Below are 17040 nucleotides of genomic sequence, written 5' to 3'. Positions count from 1 at the left end.
CACTCCGCTCTCAACCATCAGCCGCCCATGAGCCGCATTCCGGCCATGAACAACCTCCTGAGAATCAACAGCTAGGCACATCCTGGCCGCACTGCGCGAACGCACGGCCGGCTAGGCGGGGAGGCAGCGCGCCGTGGTGTCCGGAAGCGCCAGCTTTTCAGCGTATAGCCCGCTGCGCTCGGGCGAGATCAGCGCCCCCAGGCCCTGCATCACCGTGACCTCGGCCCCGGCCTGCCGGTCCCGGTAGCACTTGCCCAGCAGTTCCAGTGTCGCCTCCAGCGCACCCGCCTGCTGTGCCGAGGTTTTCCGGAGGGTTTCGGCCTGCTGCCTGAGCCAGCCTTCATAGGCCTCCAGGCTGGCCTGCGGCAGCTTGGCGCGCTCGGCCTCGGGGATCATGCTGCCGTACAGCCCCAGGAGGCTTTGGGTCCCCGGCTGCCCCATCACCAGCACTGCGTCGTAGCGGGCCTCATACGAGCCCTGGCGGTAGATCACCTGGTGGATCTGATAGCGCAGCTTGCCCTTCTCGCCCCCGAGCGTGCGGATCAGGTCGCGCGCAGCGGCGCTGTGGCGGTCGCTGGCGAACTGCGTCTCCAGGGCCGCCGAAATCTGCGCATCGCTGGGATAGGTGATGGCCGCGGGCGAGCAGGCCGCCAGGGCGCCCACGGCCCCCATATACAAAAAGCCACGAAAGATAATTGATTTCATATTTGTGACAATAAAGCAGGAGATTCCATTCATTTTCTTGAAAGTATGGATTTCTGAATGTTATTGCGGGTTTCATGATGATTTGAAGTGTAAAGACTTGTTGGTTTTTACGGTGGATTATGGAAGTACGGCGGCATCGTTCAAATGTGGGAATGCACCCGCTGGCGGAGTAAGTGCTTGTCCTACATGCCAAAACCCCGTGCGGCTCAGAGCGCGGATCCTGGGAGGTACGACCTGTGGATAACTCGGAAAATGCCAGCCCGGGCCGGGCCTACATTTCTTTACGGTGTGGACGGGTGCGCGCCTCAAGAATTCGTTCGCAGGCCGCAAGCGGCTGCTTCGTCAATTAATTTCAACCCTTCGAAGGATTATTGATATGCGCAAACTTGCCATTACCACCGTCGCAGCACTCGCATTTACCTGCAGCGCAGCTTTCGCCCAGAGCGGCAACGTCGCGATTCCCGGCCTGATCTCGGGCAAGGGCTCCGCTGGCTCCGAAGTGACCAACAGCCGCATCACCGTCACCAACAACAAGGCCACCAACGTCATCGCTGGCGGCGGCAAGGCCGGCATCAAGGTGGCCGAGATCTCGATGGAAGGCGTGGCCAACGTCAACAGCGTCAACATCACCGGCTCCAAGATCCGCAACTCGGACATCACCGTGAGCGGCAACGAAGCCACCGACATCAAGGCCATCGGCGGCACGGCCAACGTGAACAGCGTCAACATCAACTGACCGGCGTGCCGCGGGTCCGTCCGGCAGCCGCCGGCCGGACCGCAAGCCGTCCGACCATCCTGTCCATCCAGAAAAGGGGCTGTGAGTGCACACAACGCGCAAGACGCAACGCCATGAAGCCGCGGCGCTCTGGCTGCTCGGTCTTTCCGTGGCCCTGGCGCCGCTGCGCGGTCAGGCGCAGGAGTCCATGCTCGCCGGGGTGGGCTGGCACAAAAACAGTGCCGGCACGCAGGTGGACGCGGGCAGCCAGATCCAGGTGCTCGGCAACCGCTCCACGGGACCGGTGATCTCCACCGGCGGCAAGGGCTCCGCCCTGGCCAATGTCGGCATGCGCGTGGACCTGGCGGGCACCGCGCAGGCCAACGGCATCGGCCTGGCAGCGATGGATGTGCGCCAGTCCCAGGTGCAGGTGCTGGGCAACCAGGTGACGGGCTTCGTGCACGCCCTGGGCGGTGCCGCCACCGCCAACATGGTGCTGGCGGCCAGCGCCACGGGTACGAAGCAGCTCACGGCGAGCCGCCTGATCGTGCAGGGCAACCGCGCGGCCGACGTCGCGGCCTTCGGCGCCAAGTCCGAGGTGCTGCTGGGCACCGGTTCGCTGCAGATGCCCGGCCGCGCCACGGCCAACAGCGTGCTGCTGGATGCGACCGACGTGCGCAATTCCGAGGTGGCGCTGGTCGGCAATGAGGCCCGTGGCGTCACCTCCATCGGCGGATCAGCGCTCGCCAATGCGCTCACCGCGGCCCGGTCCACCCTGGAGGACACCCGCATCCTGCACACCGGCAACCGCGCGCAGGACGTGCGCGCAGGCGGCGGCAGCGCCGGCGTGGGGCGCGGCACCATTGCCCAGGTGGATCTGACGGGGGTGGCTGCGGCCAACGCGGTCACCCTGGCGTCGAGTGAGCTCAAGGGCGCGCAACTGGTCCTGGCGGGCAATGAAGCGGCCCAGGTCATCGCGACGGGCGGCAGCGCCCTGGCCAACAGCATCAGCTTTTCCGACCACAAGCTCGCCGGTTCGGCGGGCTACCAGGCGGGCGTTTCGGGCAATACCGCACGCAACGTGCAGGCCTGGGGCGGTGAAGGATCCATTCTCGGCGGGGCGCTGGCCGACGTGCGAGTGTCCGCCTCGGCCCTGGCCAACACCATCTCCGTGACCCGGGGCGAACTGGCCGAGGGGCCCGTGCACCGCCTCAGCGGCAACCAGGCGCGCGATGTGGTCGCGACCGGGGGCGGGGCGGCGGCCAACAGCCTGTGGCTGGACAACGCGACCGTGCGGGCTGGCACCGTGCTGCTGGCGGGCAACGTGGCCGACCAGGTGCGCACGGCCGCAGGCTCGGGCACCATTGGCGGTGGCCTCGTCGGCGCCCTGGAGCGCAATGGCCGCGCACTGGCCAACACCGTGGTGGCGGACCACCAGTCCACGCTGGAGCGCGCCGCCGTCACCGTCAGCGGGAACCACGGCCAGTCCATCACGGGCTCGGGCGGGTTGGCCGCGGCCAACACGCTGATGGTGAGCGAGGGCCGCGTGCAGGACACCGCCCTGACCCTGGCGGGCAACAGCGCCGACGGGGTGCGGTCCACCGGCTATGCGGCGCAGGCGGGCGGGGGGGTTCTGTTTTCGGCCAGCCAGCAGTCGGCCGCGCTGGCGAACACGCTGGCGGTCACGGGGTCGCAGCTTGATGCGCAGACGCTGACGCTGGCGGGCAACACCGCATCGCGGCTGACGGCACGCGGAGGCGCGCTGCTGGCCAACAGCATTGCATTGGAAAACGGCGCGGGCGCGCCCTCGCGCCTGTCGGCGGCGGGTGTGCTGAGCGGCAACACGGCCAGCGACATGAGCACCGCGGCGGATTCGGTCTCCGGCGCGGGGGGGCTGGCCGGGCGCGAGAGCCGTGCGCGGGCCGCCGCCAATGCCCTGGTGCTGCACGACGATGCGCTGGTGGATGCATCCTCGCCCTGGCTGATCGCCGGGAACACCGCGCGCGGCGTGCACGCGCCCGGAGGCACCGCCCTGGTCAATGTGCTGGCGGCCTACCGTGGCGCGCGGGTGCAGGGCAGCCCGGTGGTCATCGCGGGCAACACGGGCGAGGACATCCGCGCCGCCGGCAGTGGCGCGCAGGCACTGGGCGTGGGCACCAAGTCCAATGGCGTGCTGGCGGCCAACGGGCTGTACATGGATGGCTCGGGCGCCACGGCGCTGGCCCGCAGCACCCTGCAGGTGGTGGGCAATACGGCCCGGCAGCTGAACGCGGACGGTGGCCGCATCAACGCCAATGCGCTGTCGGTCAACGCCCAGGGCCGCGTGGAGGCCAGCACGCTGACGCTCGCGGGCAACACGGCGGCCGACGTGCGCAGCGAAGGGCGCGAGGGCACGGTGGGCGGCTTTGCCGCGTTTGGCAGGGGCGTGGGGCAGGCCAATGCCAACGCCATCCAGGTGCTGGGGGACATGCGCGCGGCCAGCCTGCAGCTGATGGGCAACACGGCGGGGCGTGTGTTCGCCACCGAGGGCCTGGCGGCGGCCAACAGTTTTTCGCAGGGCTCCGGTGGCCGCGTGGACGGGGTCCAGGCGCTGGTGGCCGCCAACACGGCGGTGTCCACCCAGGCCGAGCAGGGCAGCACGGCGCTGGCCAACAGCGTGCAGGCCGACGGGACGCTGCAGGGCAGCGCGGTGCAGGTGGTGGCCAACCAGGGCAGCGCCCGCGCCGCCGGCCGGGACGGGCTGGCCAACAGCGTGCGCACGCAGGGCCGTGGGCGCGTGGCCGGCTCGTCGGTCACCGTGACCGCCAACCAGGGCTCGGGCGAGCAGGGGGTGGCCAACAGCGTGGACATCGCGGGCACGCTGCAGGGCGGCAGCATCACCATCCTGGGCAACCAGGGCTCGGCGCGGGATGGCGGGGCGATCAACAGCGTGGTGGGCGATGGCCGCATCTCGGGCAGCCAGATCACCATCATCGGCAACGCGGGGTCGGCCAGCGGCGGGCTGGCCAACAGCGTGCGCGGCGGGGGGAGCATCACGGCGTCGAGCATCACCATCCTGGGCAACCAGGCCAGTGCGCAGGGTGCCAGCAGCAAGGTCAACAGCGTCACGGGATCGGGCTCCATCAAGGGCAGCCAGATCCTGATCGCGGGCAACACGGGCCGGGCCAGCGGCGGCGGCCTTGTCAACGGTGTGAACAACAGCGGCAGCATGGCGGGCGCGCAGATCGTGGTGACCGGCAATCAGGGCAATGCCACGGGCGGCGGCACCGTCAACAGCGTGGACAACCGGGGCCAGCTCTCGGGCCGGGTGCTGATCGCGGGCAACCGGGGCAGCGCCACGCTGGGCGGCACGGTCAACTCGCTGGTGAACCACGGCGTGATGGCGGGCACGGTCGTGATCGCCGGCAATCAGGGCCATGCGGCCGTGGGCGGCGTGTCCAACTCGGTGGTCAACCAGGGGGTGATCACGGGCGCGGTGACCATCGTCGGAAACATGTCGGCCGCCGCGGCGGGCATGACCTCGGGCAGCGTGCGCAATGTGGGCGGGGCCATCACCGGCGTGGTCGGCGTGGCGGGCAACACCCCGTTTACCGCCAATCCCGGCTACACGTACGCCATCCCTTCCACGGGCGTGGTGAACCAGTCCGTCACGGTGCTGCCGGCCGTGAACCTGCTCAGCATGTAGGGCGGCGCTGCCTGGCGGGTGCGCAGCGGCGCGTTTTTGGTTTTCAGTGGATGAAGGAGTCGCAATGAAAAATCTGGACGAAAACTCCCATCGGCGCACGCTGCGCGCCCTGGGCCTTTGGTGCGGGGCAGGGGCACTGGCGCTGATGGGCGCCGGCGCGCAGGCCCAGCTGGTGAACTACGGCGAACAGCTGGGCGCCTACAAGGACATGGCGCAAAGCGGTGTGCGGCTCAACGACGGGGTCTATCCGTCGGTGAGTGCCAAGGCCCGCGTGAACCGCGCCATCTCGCAGAACACGCTGGTGGACCAGAGCGCGCTGGTGCAGCCGGACGGCACGCTGAAGCTGCCCGACGGGCAAAAGAACATCGTGATCCGTTCCACGTATTCCGATGTGCAGCGCGCGCCCGACGGCACGCTGCGCATCGCCAGCCCCGTGATCCAGGGCAACGTGAACGGCAACGTGACGCTGTACGTGGAAGGCAAGGGCGTGGAAAACATCACCGTCCTCAACTCCGGCCGCTGACGGCCGCGGGCCTTCTGCCTTGCAGCCCCGGGAGAGCGGGGCTTTTGATACCACCACCACAACAAAGAACCATGACGAAAAGAACATTGCGATGGGGAGCGCTGGCGCTGGCAGTGGCCACGCTCGCTGGCTGTGCATCCACGGAAAACGCTCTCAAGGACGCCAATACGCTGCTGCAAGAGCGCGAGGCCGACAAGCTGCTGCCGGTCACCAACCTGAGCCCCTACGCGCTGGCGCTCGGCCGCTTCGGGCGCATGCTCGATGTCTACAAGGAAGGCGATCCCGTCATCTACATGCAGACGCGCAGCATCCTGGATGCCACCAACCTCTCCAGCCCGCTCGTGGGGGCGGAGATTCCCGGCGACATCACCGAGATGGTGCGCACGGCCGTCAACCGCATCGGTGCGCGCGTGGTCTATGTGCCCTATCACCCGGACTACCTGGTGTCGCAGGCCCAGCTGGGCGCCAAGTTTGGCGTGACCATGCCGGACTTCCTGATCACGGGGGCGCTCACGGAGTTCGACCGCGCTATCGCGGGCGCGGGGCGCGTGAATTCGGCGGGCATCGAGTTCGGCAAGGGCAACGGCAAGACCACGCTGGGAGGCGACATCAAGCGCACGGCCATTTATTCGGCACTGGCGCTGGACCTGAACCTCGTGAGTTTCTCCACGCAGCAGATGGTGCCCCAGGTGCAGGCCTCCAACGTGGTCAAGGTGCTCAACTTCAGCTCCGAGGACAACGCCAGCCTGGGCTTTTACGGCGATGCCTTCGGCTTCAAGCTGGAAGGCAAGTACCTGCAGGGGCGCCATTCGGCCATCCGCACGCTGGTGGACCTGAGTGTGCTGGAGCTGATCGGCAAGGCCACCAACACGCCGTACTGGCGCTGCATTCCCAACGGCACGCCGGACCCCGTGGTGGTGGAGAACATGCGCGCGGCCTACAACGGGCTGACGCCCGAGCTCAAGCTGGGGCTGATCCAGGTGACGCTGCGCAAGTACGGCGAGCCGCTGCAGGTGACGCAGAAATACGACGACGAGACCCGGCAGGCGCTGGAGAAGGTGTATGCGCAGCGGTACCCCTCCCTGGGCGCCGTGGACGTGATGACCTGGCAGGGTTTTGAGCCCCTTTTCTTTGGTGTGCCCATGGCCTGGGACACGGCGCAGGCACCCGCGTTGGCCGGTGCGGCGCCGGCCCCCGGCGGCACCCCGGCGGGCACGAAGGCTGGCACATGATGCGTGGCGCCCGCATGTTCTACCGCTGCGCGCCCTGGGTGGTGGGGGCTGCCCTGCATGCGCCCGCCTTCGCGCAGCTGCCGCCGGCCGCTCCGCCGGCGCCTGCACCCGCGCCCACGCCGGCACAGCAGGCGGCGGCCCCCGGGGCCACGGCGGGTGCGCGTTTCCTCGAAGCGTGCAACGAGGCGCTGGAGCGCGGCGTGGCCGAGCTGGGCTGCCAGGGGCCGATCTACCGCAACGAGCTCGAGCGCCTGAAGCGCGAAGCCCTGAACACGCAGAACCCGCAGCTGCTTTCGTTCGTGGGCGATGCGTACCAGAACCCCCGGTCCGGCCTGGGCGACATGGGCCAGGCCTACCGCTGGTACCTGCTGGCCGCCGTGCGCGGCGATCCGCGCGCGATGCAGCGCCTGACGGAGATGAACCGCAAGGGCCAGGGCGTTCCCAAGGACAACGTGCGGGCCCTGGGCTATGCACGCCTGCTGGAGCGCATGAGCCAGCCCGACACCGGCACCCACCGCAATGTGGTGTCGGTGATCAACGAACTGGGCGCGGAAATGGCCGTGGAAGAAGTGGCCCTGGCCGAGCGCTTCGCGTCGGAACTGGAGGCGCGCATCCAGCGCCAGGCCGCGGGGGAGGGCTCCGACAAAGGCGGTGACCCGCGGCCCGCGGCGGCGGGGGCCGTTCGGCCGGGTTCGGTCCTGCCGGGCATGTCGGCCGTGCCCCGCCCGGCCTCGGGTGCGCCGGCGCCGGCTGCGGTGCCTGGGGGCAGCTTGCCTGGAACGCCCGGAAAGGCACCGCCCTGATGCGAGGTTTTCCCACCATGAACGGCACATCATTGTTCGCGCTGCTGTTGCTGCTGGCGTGTGCCACGGTCCGGGCCGCAGGCCCGGTGGGGCCCGTGGGTCCGGTCGGCCCCGTGGGGCCCATCGGGCCCGAGCGCGCCGGGCCGCTGGACCCGCCTCGCCAGGGCCGCGCGAACCCCGTGCCACGGCCTGCCGCGCCAGTGCAGCCTGCCACCAGCGCTGCCAGCGGCGCGGGCGCGGGCAACCGCATCGAGGTCTCGGGCAATACCGCGTCCGGCACACGTTGCGCCGCGGATGGCTCGGCCTCTGTCAACAGCGTGGACGTATCGGGCGCGCGCCTGGAGGGCCGCACGGTCATCGTGCAGGGCCGCAATGCGAATGACGTGCGCACCGGCGATTGCCCGCAGCCCCCGAAGGCGGGGGGGACGGCGGGCCAGACCAACAGCATCCGCATTCGCTGATGCGTGGCGCCCGACCCGCCGTTCCGCAGGCCCCCTCGCAAACCGCGCCACGGCAACCACCATGGACAGTGATTGATGAACCAGGAGCACCAGACACCATGAATTCAACGACTCCCGTGTGGACGCCATCGCGCAGGGGGGCGGCCCTGGCCGTGGCCGCTGCCGCCGTTGTGCTGGCAGCGTGCAAGGAGCGCGCGCCGGAGCCGCAGGTGGCTGCAGCGACCGCGCCCGTGCCCGCCGCGGGCCCCGCACCCACTGCACCTGCAACCCAGGCAGCGCCAGCACCGGCACCGGCGGCCGTGCCAGCCGCCGCCACGCCCAAGAAGGTCCCCATGTCCATCCAGGGCGTGGCCGCCGCGGGCGTCACGGTGCGCGTCAAGGCGGTCGAGATCGGAGCGGACGCGACGGTGCTCGACGTGAGCATCTCGTTCGCCAACCGCATCACCGACACCACCATGCTGGCCCTGGCCGACACCTACCTGCAGGATGAGAGCGGTGCCCGCCTGCACATCAAGCGGCCCGACAACAACCGTGACATCACCATCCGCGAGGGCGAGACGCTGGACGGCCAGCTCGTGTTCATGGGCGCCGTGGCGCCCTCGGCGCGCAAGCTCAAGCTCGTGTTCAACGATGGCAACCAGGGCGACAACATCGTGGCGCCGGGACTGGTCGTCGACCTGCCGCTGCAGGGCGGCTGATGCGGCATCCGGGCTTGGCGGCCGCCGGGGCGCACGCCGTCGCGCCGGCCTGCGCCGTGCTGGTAGCGCTGGCGGCTTGCGGGCCGGCACATGCGCTGGAGGTCGTGCGCAGCGGCCGGGCGCTGGGCGCCGTGCCCACGCGGCTGGTGCCCGCATCGGGCGCGCCATCGACCACGCTGCGCGCGCAGGAGCCCGCGGGCGGGCTGGTGGGACGGCGGCAGGACACCACGCTGCAGCGCAGCGCAGGGCCGCAAACGATCCTGCGCGAGGCCGAGGTGCCCAGGGAGCGGCTGGAGCAGACGCGCGCCCTGCTGGCGGAGCTCAAGGCCCGGCCCACGCCCGAGCAGGCCATCTCCATCGACCTGCCGGCGGACGTGCTGTTCGATTTTGACAAATCCGACCTGCGCGCGGACGCGGCGTCCTCGCTGGACAAGGCGGCGGAACTCATCAAGAGCTATGCGGCGGCGCCGCTCACGGTGGTGGGCCACACCGATGGCAAAGGCACCGACGCCTACAACGACAGCCTGTCGCTGCGCCGCGCCGAGGCCGTGGCGCGTGCACTGCACCGCCAGACGGGCCGGCAGGCCGCTGTGCAGGGCCAGGGCAAGCGCCAGCCCGTGGCGCCCAACACCACGCCGGACGGCCGGGACGACCCGCAGGGCCGGCAGCTCAACCGGCGCGTCCAGATCCTCATCGGCGTGCCGTCCCGGGAAGGCAGGTAGACCATGGCCCTTGTGCGGTGCCCGGAATGCGGGCGTGAAGTCTCGTCGAAGGCGCCCGCCTGCCCGTCCTGCGGCTACCCCCTGCGGGCCCAGGGCGCTTCGCCCGCGGAACCCCAAAACGCGCTGCAGTCCCCGCATGTGTGGGGCCGTGTGGCCTTGGCCCTGGGCGCGTGGCTGGTCACCCCCTGGATTGCCAGGCTCATCGTGGCGCTGGCGGTGTGCGTGCTGGCGTATTTCATGTTCACCGGGCGGTGACCTTGCGCGTCCCGGAGGGTTCGCGCTTGCGAGTCCACGGAGCGCATCAATGCGCCAAGGTGCCTGCGCCGTGGGCGCCTGCCAGCGCCACCGCATCCGCGCCCGCCGCATAGCGCAGCCGCGCTGACGCATCGTTCACCGCCGCCCACACGGCCTCGGCCACATCCTGCTCGGTCGTCACGGCCGCGGGCTGGCCCAGGGCGGCGAAGACGGACTGGGCGCAGGGCGCATAGGCGGGCGGGATCAGCCCCTGCATGCGCTCGGCGCCATTGGCGGTGAACTGCGTGGTGGGCGCATAGCCGGGCTCCACGAGTTTCACGCGGACGCCAAAGGCCTCCAGCTCGAAGGCCAGCGAGGCGGTGAACCCCTCGATGGCGGTCTTGCTGGCGGTGTAGGCGGCCACGAGCGGCATGGGTGCCAGGGTGGCGCTGGACGTGACGTTGACCACCAGGCCCGCGCGCCGGTCGCGCATCTGCGGCAGCACGGCCTGGGTCACCGCCATGGTGCCGAAGGTGTTGGTGTCGAAGATGTCGCGCACCGTGGCCATGGGCGTGGCCTCGAAGGCGCCGAACAGGCCCAGGCCCGCGTTGTTCACCAGCACGTCGATGGGGCCTGCGGCCTGCAGCGCCTGGGCGATGCTGTCGGACCGGGTCACGTCCAGCGGCAGGATGCGCAGGCGGTCCGATAGCGGCAGCAGGTCAGTGCGCGGGGTGCGCATGCTGGCGATCACGTTCCAGCCCTGGGCGTGGAAGTGGCGGGCGGTGGCAAGGCCGTAGCCGGACGAGCAGCCGGTGATCAGGATGGTCTTCATGGTGAAACTCCGTGGATGGGTTGCGATAGAAAGTGGTGCAACGATATCGAGCCGGAGCCGGATTAACTACAATCAAAAGTCTGATTTTCTTTTGCAGGAGTCCGACCGTGGTCGATCCCCTCGCGCAGGTCATCGCTCTGCTGCGGCCGCGCGCCGTGTTCTCCAAGCTGATCAGCGGCGCGGGGCCCTGGGCCGTGCGCTATGGCGAGTTCGGCAGCCCGAGCTTTTGCACCATGCTGGAGGGACAGTGCGTGCTCGCCCTCGCGGGGCAAGAGCCCGTGGCGCTGGAAGCGGGCGACTTCGTGCTTCTGCCCGCGACACCGGGGTTCACCTTGTCGGGCGTGGAGCAACCGGCGGCGCCGGTGTTCATGGACCCCCACCGCATGCCCGCGCCAGACGGCGAGCATGGGCTGCGCCATGGCACGCCCGACGGCCCGCCGGACATGCGCATGCTGGGCGGCTACTTCGAGTTCGACTCCCCCGACGCCGCGTTGCTGGTGTCGCTGCTGCCGGACATGCTGCACGTGCGCGGCGTGGAGCGGCTGCCGACCCTGGTGCAATTGGTGCGGCAAGAGTGCCTGGCCGCGCTGCCGGGCCGTGAACTGGTGCTGGACCGCCTGGTGGAGGTGCTGCTGATCGAGGCCCTGCGATCGAGCAACCGCGATGGTGCGCCCCCCGGGCTGCTGCGTGGGCTGGCGGACGCCCGCGTGGCGGTGGGCCTGCGCCTGATGCACAGCGCCCCGGAGCGGTCATGGACGGTGGACGCGCTGGCCCGGGAGGCGGCGTTGTCACGGTCCACTTTTTTCGAGCGCTTCCTGCGCGCCGTGGGGGTGCCGCCCATGGAATACCTGCTCGCCTGGCGCATGGCGCTGGCCAAGAACCTGCTGCGCAGCGGTGGCGGCGTGGGGCTTCATGAGGTCGCGGAACGCGTGGGCTACAGCTCGGCCAGCACGTTCAGCACGGCGTTCAGCCGCCATGTCGGGCTGGCGCCCGGCCGCTACGCGCGCCAGCAGCAGTAGCAGGCCTGCGGGTTGGTTGCTATGTTTTGTATAGCTGGTTGCGCTTGTCCATCAAGCGCTGGGGGCACTTTTCATTCCAATTTTCTGCGCCAGCACCCAGTGGTTGTCCAGCCGCACATCCTGCAAGCCCCGGCCATGCGGGTGGCGCAGGGGCGCGGCGGCCTGCGCGCCCTGCAGGCTGGCGCCCAGGCCGCCTGCCCACAGCGCGCCGCCTTGCACCGCCAGGGGGCAGGCCTCGGGCAGGGGCACCAGGCCCTGCCACTCGCCCTGCAATGAAAACGTGGCAATGCCGTGGGCGCGGGGGCAGCTCACGGCCCAGCCGGCGGGCGTGGCGGCCATGCTGCCGCCGTAGCCGTGGATGCCCTGGGCGATGGCCTGGGGTGCAGCCACCACGCGCAGCGCCGTGCCGTCGAACAGGGCCAGTACCGGGGCGGCGTCCTTGGCGGCTGCGTCGTCGTGCTCGGCCTGCAGCGCGATGCCCAGCGTGGTTCCATCGGGGCTCCATGCCAGGTGGCGCAGGCTCAGGCGGGGGTCCTGCAGGCGCCATTGGCCCAGCAGCCGGCCCGTGCGGGCGTCGAGCCGCACGAGCGATGAGTCCATGGTGCCCAGGTCGCGCTTGACGCGGCCTGTTTCTGGCGCGGTGGGCACGCCGCCGTTGGCGACGATCAGCGTGGGGGCGGCGCTGCCTTGGCCCTTGCTCTTGCCGCCCTGCGTGTCCCAGAGCAATTCATGCGCGTCGATGCCGTGGGTAGGCCATTCGGCGGTTTTCACGAGCGTGTGGGCGTCGCGCGCCACGATCAAGCTCGCGCCGGTCTCGGCGTCGGTCTCGGTGGTGTACAGCCGCTGGCCATCGGCGCTGGCGAGCACGTGGCCGTTGAAGGAGCGCTCTCCGTCTTGCCACAGCCACTGGGGCTCGCTGTCTTTGTCCGGCTGCCAGCGCACCAGCCAGTCGCCGGGCCGGCGGGCGGTGGCCAGCACGGAGCCGTCAGGCAGCACGCACAGGCCGTGGGCGCGCGTGGGCACTTCCAGCGACGCGTGGACCTGCAGCGCCTGCCCGGCACCCTCCTGCGTGGACAGCACGCCGATGTGGAAGCTGCCCTGGCGCTCCCACGCGGCAGCCAGGTGCACGCGGTCACCGGGTTTGGCGAAGACGGCACCTGGCGCAAGCACGCAGGCACCGAGGCCCCCCAGCAGGGCCAGCACGTGCCGGCGGTGCAGAAGATCAGTCACCGTCTGCATCCGAGAATCCAATGCTCACCTGCAGCGCGGGCGCCACTTCGGACTCGGCCAGGAACTTCAGCGCCGCCAGGTCCCTGGCGGTCTGCTGGATGGCCGCCTTGTTCTGCAGGCCGGACTTCTGCACCTGGGCCATCGACGCGTCGACCTTGTCGGTGGCCTGGCGCAGCTTGTCGGCCAGCGGGTTCAGGCCCTTGCCGCGCAGGTACATCTCCAGAGGCACCAGGGCCTCGCCAGCCGCCGGTATCTCGGCGCTGGCGGGCAGGGTGGTCACGCTGCGCAGGCCGCCCCAGGTGGCCGCCCAGGCCGCCAGCGTGGTGCCGCTGGCGGTGCGGGGGTAGTCGGGCGTGCGGGCGCCGGATCCCGATCCAGCGGCGCGCAGCGGCTTGTCCATCTGCGCCCAGCGCAGGCGCTCGATGCCGCCCACCCACTGGTTCACGAATTCGCTGATGGCCTGGGTGGACTGCTCCTGCTCGTCCTCGGCGCCCCAGTCGGTGGCCGCCGCATCGGCATAGGCCTTGGCGAGCGCGGCGGATTCCCGCGCCACATCCTGGGCCACTTCGTGCGCGTAGCCGCAGGCGGGGCTGCCGGGCTGGGCCGGGCGCGTCCACAGCAGCCATTCCAGCGCGGGCAGGCCCTTGGCGGGGGTGCCGATGCGCTCGAAGGCCTTGACGCCCTGGGGCTGGGCAGCGATGGCTTTGTCGATCAGCGCGGGGCGCGTGGGCGTGAAGTCGATGGCGCGCTGGCTGCGGCGTGCGATGACGGGGCCCACGGACACGGCGGCGAGTTGCTCCCACGCGCGGGCCGTGGCCTGCCAGGCGCCGCGTGCGGAGTCGAGCGCGGCCTTGCCGTCTGCCGCCGGCGCCTGGCACAGCGCCGCCACGGCGGGCACCAGGGCGCGGGCATCGCGGTCGAAGTCCTGTGCGCGTGGCAGGGCCCAGTGGCCGTAGATGCCTTGCAGGGCGTGCACCGTGTCGTAGAACGGCACGGCGTTGCGCTGCCAGGCTGGGATGGGGGGGGCAGTGGGCGCCGCAGACTGTGCCTGCGCTGTGAGAGGGGGCAGGGTGGCTAGCAGCAGGGCGGCTGCAAGGAGGGATGTTTTCATTGCCGGGCCGCCCCAAGATGAAAACGCGGCCCCCTCGGGGGCAGCGACCACACGGAGTGGGGGGCGTGGGGGTAAATTCTCATAGTGACTCCACGAATTTCACGAGCGCATCCCGGTCGGCCTTCTTCATCCTGAGCACCTGGTTCTTGGCCTCTTCGGCCTCGCCGCCATGCCACAGCACGGCTTCGAGCACGCCGCGCGCGCGGCCGTCGTGCAGCAGGCGGGTGTGGCCGTTCACGTCCTTGATCAGGCCCGTGCCCCACAGCGCAGGCGTCTTCCACTGCCGGCCGTTGGCACCGAAGTCGGGCCGGCCGTCGGCCAGGCGCTCGCCCATGTCGTGCAGCAGCAGGTCTGTGTACGGAAAGATGCGTTGTCCGCTCAGCGCCTTGCTCGTCAGCTGCGGGAACGGCCCCTCTTTGGTGACGTAGCTCGGGCGGTGACAGGTAGCGCACTGGGCCTGGCTGAACAATGCCTGGCCGCGCAGCACCTGTGCATCGTTGATGTTGCGGCGCGCGGGCGGGGCCAGCGTGGCTTGGTAGAAGATCACGTCGGCGAGGGTCTTGTCGTCGATCTCGACGCCGGGCTGGCCTTGGTCGCCACCGCTCTTGCCGCTGGGGGCGGCCAGGCAGTCCTTCTGCGTGGGCGTGCAGGCCTCTTGCGCGAAGTGGCGCGAGGTGATGCCCATGTCGCCGAGGAAGGCGCCGCCCGTCTGGTGCGCGATGGTGGCCACGTTGGCCTTCCAGCCGAAGCGCCCGACCATCATGCGGCCGGCGGGGCCGTCCCACACCTTGTTGGGCACGCCCTTGATGGGGCCGGGGGCGGCGGCCTGATCGGCGGCGTTGGCCAGGATGTCGGCCTCGGCGATGGCTTCGAGCAGGCCCGCGCCGATGATCTGGGGCGCGATGCGCGGGCTGGTCATCACGTCCTTGTGCAGGGGGCCGTAGCCCAGGTCGGCAAAACCGTAGGTGGGCTTTTGCAGCGTGTAGGGCGTGCCGTCGGCAAACTTGCCCTTGATGGTGTCGTAGCGCAGGGTCACGCGGCCTTCGGGCTTGACGCCCTGGATGGCCGCGTTGTTGAACTGGTCGCCGTACACCGGGTCGTGCACCGGCCCGCCGTGCACGTCGGTGCCGGGGATGGACAGGCGGATCAGCAGGGCCACCGTGGGGTCCTTCGTTTCGCCCAGGCGGTTGAAGATCGCCGGTGGTTCGCCCCGGCCGTCCTGCACGTGGCAGCCGCCGCACGAGCGCGCGATGAAGTGCGGGCCGAGGCCGTCGCGGGCTTTGGTGGACGCGGGCGCCTCCACCCAGTTGCGCCGGAAGAACGAGTTGCCGATGACGAAGCGCGTGCGCTCCTCGTCGGTCAGGTTGGCGGCCGGGAACGAGAAGGCATTGCGCCCGGTGGCAAACACCGTGGTGTCGCCGCCGGTTTTTTCGCCCAGCGGGTCAGGCTGGGGCGCTGCCGTCAACGACTGCAGGCCCAAGACGCCGAAACCGGCGATTGCGACGATGCCGATGCTGGCTGCTGCCAGGCTCACTGTGCGCCGGCGGGCAATGGCTTGCGCAGGCTTCATGCTCAAGGCTGGACCAGGGTCAGTTTGGTGATGCCGATCGCGTTGGCTGCGGCCACCAGGTCTTTACTCTGCTGCGTGAGGCTGTCGATGGTCTTCTGGATGCGCTGGCGGCCCGGCGCGTCCTTGCCGCCGATGATCTCGCGGTCGAACGGTGCCTGGATGCCTTCGGCGGCAGCCACCGAGGCCGCGATCTGCTTGGTGGTCTTGTCGGCCAGCGCCGCGTCCTTGTCGGCCACCAGGTCGCGCAGCGATGCGCCCTTGACCACGCTGCCGTCGGCGCGCTGGTACTCGCCCAGCCACACGTTCTGGATGCCCTTGGCATTGGTCACCGCGTCGCGGTGGGTGTTGTCCGAAAAGCACGAGTGCTCGTCTTCCTGGTCCTGGCTGTTCAGGGCCACTTCCAGGCGTTCGCCGGCCAGCTCGCCGCGCGAGAGCGAGCCCAGGCCCACGAGCATCTTGCGCACGGACTCCTGGCCGCCGCGCGCGAAGCGGGCGCGGTAGTTGTTCCTGGCGTCGGGCGCCCAGGCCTTTACCAGCGAGGTGAGGTCGTCGATGAGCAGGTCGGTCACCACGGTCAGGTACTGGCGGCGGCGGTCGGCGTTGGGGGCCTTGCCGTCCACGAAGTCCTCGAAGCTGCGGTCGCCCGGGCCTGTCTCGGACAGGTCCTGGCCCCACAGGAAGAATTCGATGGCATGCCAGCCGGTGGCGATGTTCTCCTCGCCGCCGCGCTCGTTCTGCGCGGACAGGTTCTTCTTGCTGATGGCGAACTTGCGGTTGTTCACGAGGCCCGCGTTGGGCTTGCCCTGGACGCTGTCGACGAACGATTCGTCCATGGGCCAGGCGTTGATGCGGCCCTCAGGTCCGTTGTCGTTGTCGATGGGCCCGCCGTAGAAGCGGAAGGCCTCGGTCTGGCCGTAGAACTCGCGCGCGGCCAGCCACTTCTTGCGGGCGTCTGCCAGGGTCTCGGCCGAGGGCTTGGCGGTGAAGGCCTGCACGGCCTCGCGCAATGCCTGCGCGCTGGCCAGGGTGTCGCTGTAGTTGGCATGCACCAGCTGCGCGTAGTGCGCCGCCACGGCCTGGGCCGTCACTGCCTGTTTCGCCTGGGCCTGCGGGGCCGCCGCCGGTGCCGTCTGGGCGGCAGCGCCGGTGCTGTAGGCGCAGGCGAAGCTACCCGCGAAAAACGCAGCCCCCAGCAGGGACGTCTTCAGGGAGGGGAATGTCATGCAGTGGTCTCCAGGGAATCACGCGGGCTGCCGCACGGGGCCATGGGCCGGTGGTGGCACCGCGAAGGATGGGTGTGGATGGCGGGGCCGCACTGGCTGGAAGGGGCCTGCGCGCGAGCGTGGGCACAGACGACTGGCTGGGTGGGCGGGAGTGAGAAGGGATTATACAAATGGTAGTGATTCGTATTTGCCGAATTCCCTGGGTCCTGGCCGGGAACGCCTGTCATCAAACCGACGCAAAACCTTCACGGGGATGTCACCCGCGGTTTCTACGCTC

Annotated in this window: 16 protein-coding genes; 10 read left to right on the top strand and 6 right to left on the bottom strand. The window is 69.9% G+C overall.

The features are described 5' to 3' along the window. Positions 1–111: 111 nt before the first annotated feature. Positions 112–705 carry a hypothetical protein gene (locus AC1RVY_RS17850; RefSeq protein WP_255591087.1) on the bottom strand — a complete coding sequence of 198 codons (594 nt, stop codon included), beginning with the start codon at positions 703–705 and terminating at the stop codon, positions 112–114. Positions 706–1081: 376 nt separating this feature from the next. On the opposite strand from AC1RVY_RS17850, the gene AC1RVY_RS17845 reads away from it, so the two are divergent. The 9 genes from AC1RVY_RS17845 to AC1RVY_RS17805 all read left to right on the top strand — a co-directional run bounded on the left by AC1RVY_RS17845 (position 1082) and on the right by AC1RVY_RS17805 (position 9799). Further along, the gene (locus AC1RVY_RS17845; protein WP_218295692.1) at positions 1082–1441 is read left to right on the top strand and encodes a hypothetical protein; all 360 of its coding nucleotides are present in this window, start codon (positions 1082–1084) and stop codon (positions 1439–1441) included. Positions 1442–1526: 85 nt separating this feature from the next. Continuing rightward, positions 1527–5105 carry a beta strand repeat-containing protein gene (locus tag AC1RVY_RS17840; protein WP_492807493.1) on the top strand — a complete coding sequence of 1193 codons (3579 nt, stop codon included), beginning with the start codon at positions 1527–1529 and terminating at the stop codon, positions 5103–5105. Positions 5106–5169: 64 nt separating this feature from the next. Further along, positions 5170–5628 (top strand): hypothetical protein, encoded by a 459-nt coding sequence (locus AC1RVY_RS17835; RefSeq protein ID WP_218295691.1) that lies wholly within the window; start codon positions 5170–5172, stop codon positions 5626–5628. A gap of 71 nt (positions 5629–5699) precedes the next feature. After that, on the top strand, positions 5700–6860 hold the full coding sequence (locus tag AC1RVY_RS17830; RefSeq protein WP_255591088.1) for a CsgG/HfaB family protein: 1161 nt from the start codon (positions 5700–5702) through the stop codon (positions 6858–6860). Beyond that, positions 6857–7663, top strand: a complete 807-nt coding sequence (locus AC1RVY_RS17825) for an SEL1-like repeat protein (protein WP_255594733.1) — start codon at positions 6857–6859, stop codon at positions 7661–7663. The genes AC1RVY_RS17830 and AC1RVY_RS17825 overlap by 4 nt, the downstream gene beginning before the upstream one ends. A gap of 17 nt (positions 7664–7680) precedes the next feature. Continuing rightward, positions 7681–8124, top strand: coding sequence for a hypothetical protein (locus tag AC1RVY_RS17820; protein WP_492807491.1), 444 nt, complete (start codon positions 7681–7683; stop codon positions 8122–8124). A gap of 98 nt (positions 8125–8222) precedes the next feature. Beyond that, the gene (locus AC1RVY_RS17815; RefSeq protein ID WP_492253680.1) at positions 8223–8822 is read left to right on the top strand and encodes a DUF4352 domain-containing protein; all 600 of its coding nucleotides are present in this window, start codon (positions 8223–8225) and stop codon (positions 8820–8822) included. Continuing rightward, positions 8822–9544, top strand: coding sequence for an OmpA family protein (locus tag AC1RVY_RS17810; RefSeq protein ID WP_492807489.1), 723 nt, complete (start codon positions 8822–8824; stop codon positions 9542–9544). The genes AC1RVY_RS17815 and AC1RVY_RS17810 overlap by 1 nt, the downstream gene beginning before the upstream one ends. A 3-nt stretch (positions 9545–9547) precedes the next feature. Continuing rightward, entirely contained in the window at positions 9548–9799 is a 252-nt protein-coding gene (locus tag AC1RVY_RS17805; RefSeq protein ID WP_492807488.1) for a zinc ribbon domain-containing protein, read from the top strand. Between the two features lie 46 nt (positions 9800–9845). Here AC1RVY_RS17805 and AC1RVY_RS17800 read toward each other — a convergent pair whose 3' ends face one another. After that, positions 9846–10610 (bottom strand): SDR family oxidoreductase, encoded by a 765-nt coding sequence (locus AC1RVY_RS17800; RefSeq protein WP_492807487.1) that lies wholly within the window; start codon positions 10608–10610, stop codon positions 9846–9848. Positions 10611–10717: 107 nt separating this feature from the next. Here AC1RVY_RS17800 and AC1RVY_RS17795 point away from each other — a divergent pair, with 107 nt between their 5' ends. Next, complete coding sequence (locus AC1RVY_RS17795; protein WP_492807485.1) at positions 10718–11629, top strand: AraC family transcriptional regulator; 912 nt, start codon at positions 10718–10720, stop codon at positions 11627–11629. A gap of 51 nt (positions 11630–11680) precedes the next feature. Here the strand turns inward: AC1RVY_RS17795 and AC1RVY_RS17790 are convergent, their stop codons facing one another. The 4 genes from AC1RVY_RS17790 to AC1RVY_RS17775 all read right to left on the bottom strand — a co-directional run bounded on the left by AC1RVY_RS17790 (position 11681) and on the right by AC1RVY_RS17775 (position 16763). After that, entirely contained in the window at positions 11681–12859 is a 1179-nt protein-coding gene (locus AC1RVY_RS17790; RefSeq protein WP_492807483.1) for a DUF1513 domain-containing protein, read from the bottom strand. Then, on the bottom strand, positions 12852–13970 hold the full coding sequence (locus AC1RVY_RS17785; RefSeq protein ID WP_492807481.1) for an imelysin family protein: 1119 nt from the start codon (positions 13968–13970) through the stop codon (positions 12852–12854). Before AC1RVY_RS17785 ends, AC1RVY_RS17790 begins: the two co-directional genes overlap by 8 nt. A 79-nt stretch (positions 13971–14049) precedes the next feature. Beyond that, positions 14050–15540: a di-heme oxidoreductase family protein gene (locus AC1RVY_RS17780; RefSeq protein WP_492807508.1), complete on the bottom strand. Its 1491-nt coding sequence runs from the start codon at positions 15538–15540 to the stop codon at positions 14050–14052. 2 nt (positions 15541–15542) lie between these two features. Continuing rightward, positions 15543–16763, bottom strand: a complete 1221-nt coding sequence (locus tag AC1RVY_RS17775) for an imelysin family protein (protein ID WP_492807480.1) — start codon at positions 16761–16763, stop codon at positions 15543–15545. Positions 16764–17040: the final 277 nt, after the last annotated feature.

The organism is Acidovorax sp. GW821-FHT11A03, assembly GCF_058809075.1.
The sequence above is the reverse complement of the archived record's forward strand: the minus strand, read 5'-3'. Positions and strand labels throughout refer to the sequence as shown.

Bases quoted from the DNA above. Each gene is read 5' to 3' on its own strand.
- AC1RVY_RS17850 (WP_255591087.1), bottom strand. From the start codon at position 705: ATGAAATCAATTATCTTTCGTGGCTTTTTGTATATGGGGGCCGTGGGC.
- AC1RVY_RS17845 (WP_218295692.1), top strand. From the start codon at position 1,082: ATGCGCAAACTTGCCATTACCACCGTCGCAGCACTCGCATTTACCTGC.
- AC1RVY_RS17835 (WP_218295691.1), top strand. From the start codon at position 5,170: ATGAAAAATCTGGACGAAAACTCCCATCGGCGCACGCTGCGCGCCCTG.
- AC1RVY_RS17830 (WP_255591088.1), top strand. From the start codon at position 5,700: ATGACGAAAAGAACATTGCGATGGGGAGCGCTGGCGCTGGCAGTGGCC.
- AC1RVY_RS17825 (WP_255594733.1), top strand. From the start codon at position 6,857: ATGATGCGTGGCGCCCGCATGTTCTACCGCTGCGCGCCCTGGGTGGTG.
- AC1RVY_RS17820 (WP_492807491.1), top strand. From the start codon at position 7,681: ATGAACGGCACATCATTGTTCGCGCTGCTGTTGCTGCTGGCGTGTGCC.
- AC1RVY_RS17815 (WP_492253680.1), top strand. From the start codon at position 8,223: ATGAATTCAACGACTCCCGTGTGGACGCCATCGCGCAGGGGGGCGGCC.
- AC1RVY_RS17810 (WP_492807489.1), top strand. From the start codon at position 8,822: ATGCGGCATCCGGGCTTGGCGGCCGCCGGGGCGCACGCCGTCGCGCCG.
- AC1RVY_RS17805 (WP_492807488.1), top strand. From the start codon at position 9,548: ATGGCCCTTGTGCGGTGCCCGGAATGCGGGCGTGAAGTCTCGTCGAAG.
- AC1RVY_RS17800 (WP_492807487.1), bottom strand. From the start codon at position 10,610: ATGAAGACCATCCTGATCACCGGCTGCTCGTCCGGCTACGGCCTTGCC.
- AC1RVY_RS17785 (WP_492807481.1), bottom strand. From the start codon at position 13,970: ATGAAAACATCCCTCCTTGCAGCCGCCCTGCTGCTAGCCACCCTGCCC.
- AC1RVY_RS17780 (WP_492807508.1), bottom strand. From the start codon at position 15,540: ATGAAGCCTGCGCAAGCCATTGCCCGCCGGCGCACAGTGAGCCTGGCA.
- AC1RVY_RS17775 (WP_492807480.1), bottom strand. From the start codon at position 16,763: ATGACATTCCCCTCCCTGAAGACGTCCCTGCTGGGGGCTGCGTTTTTC.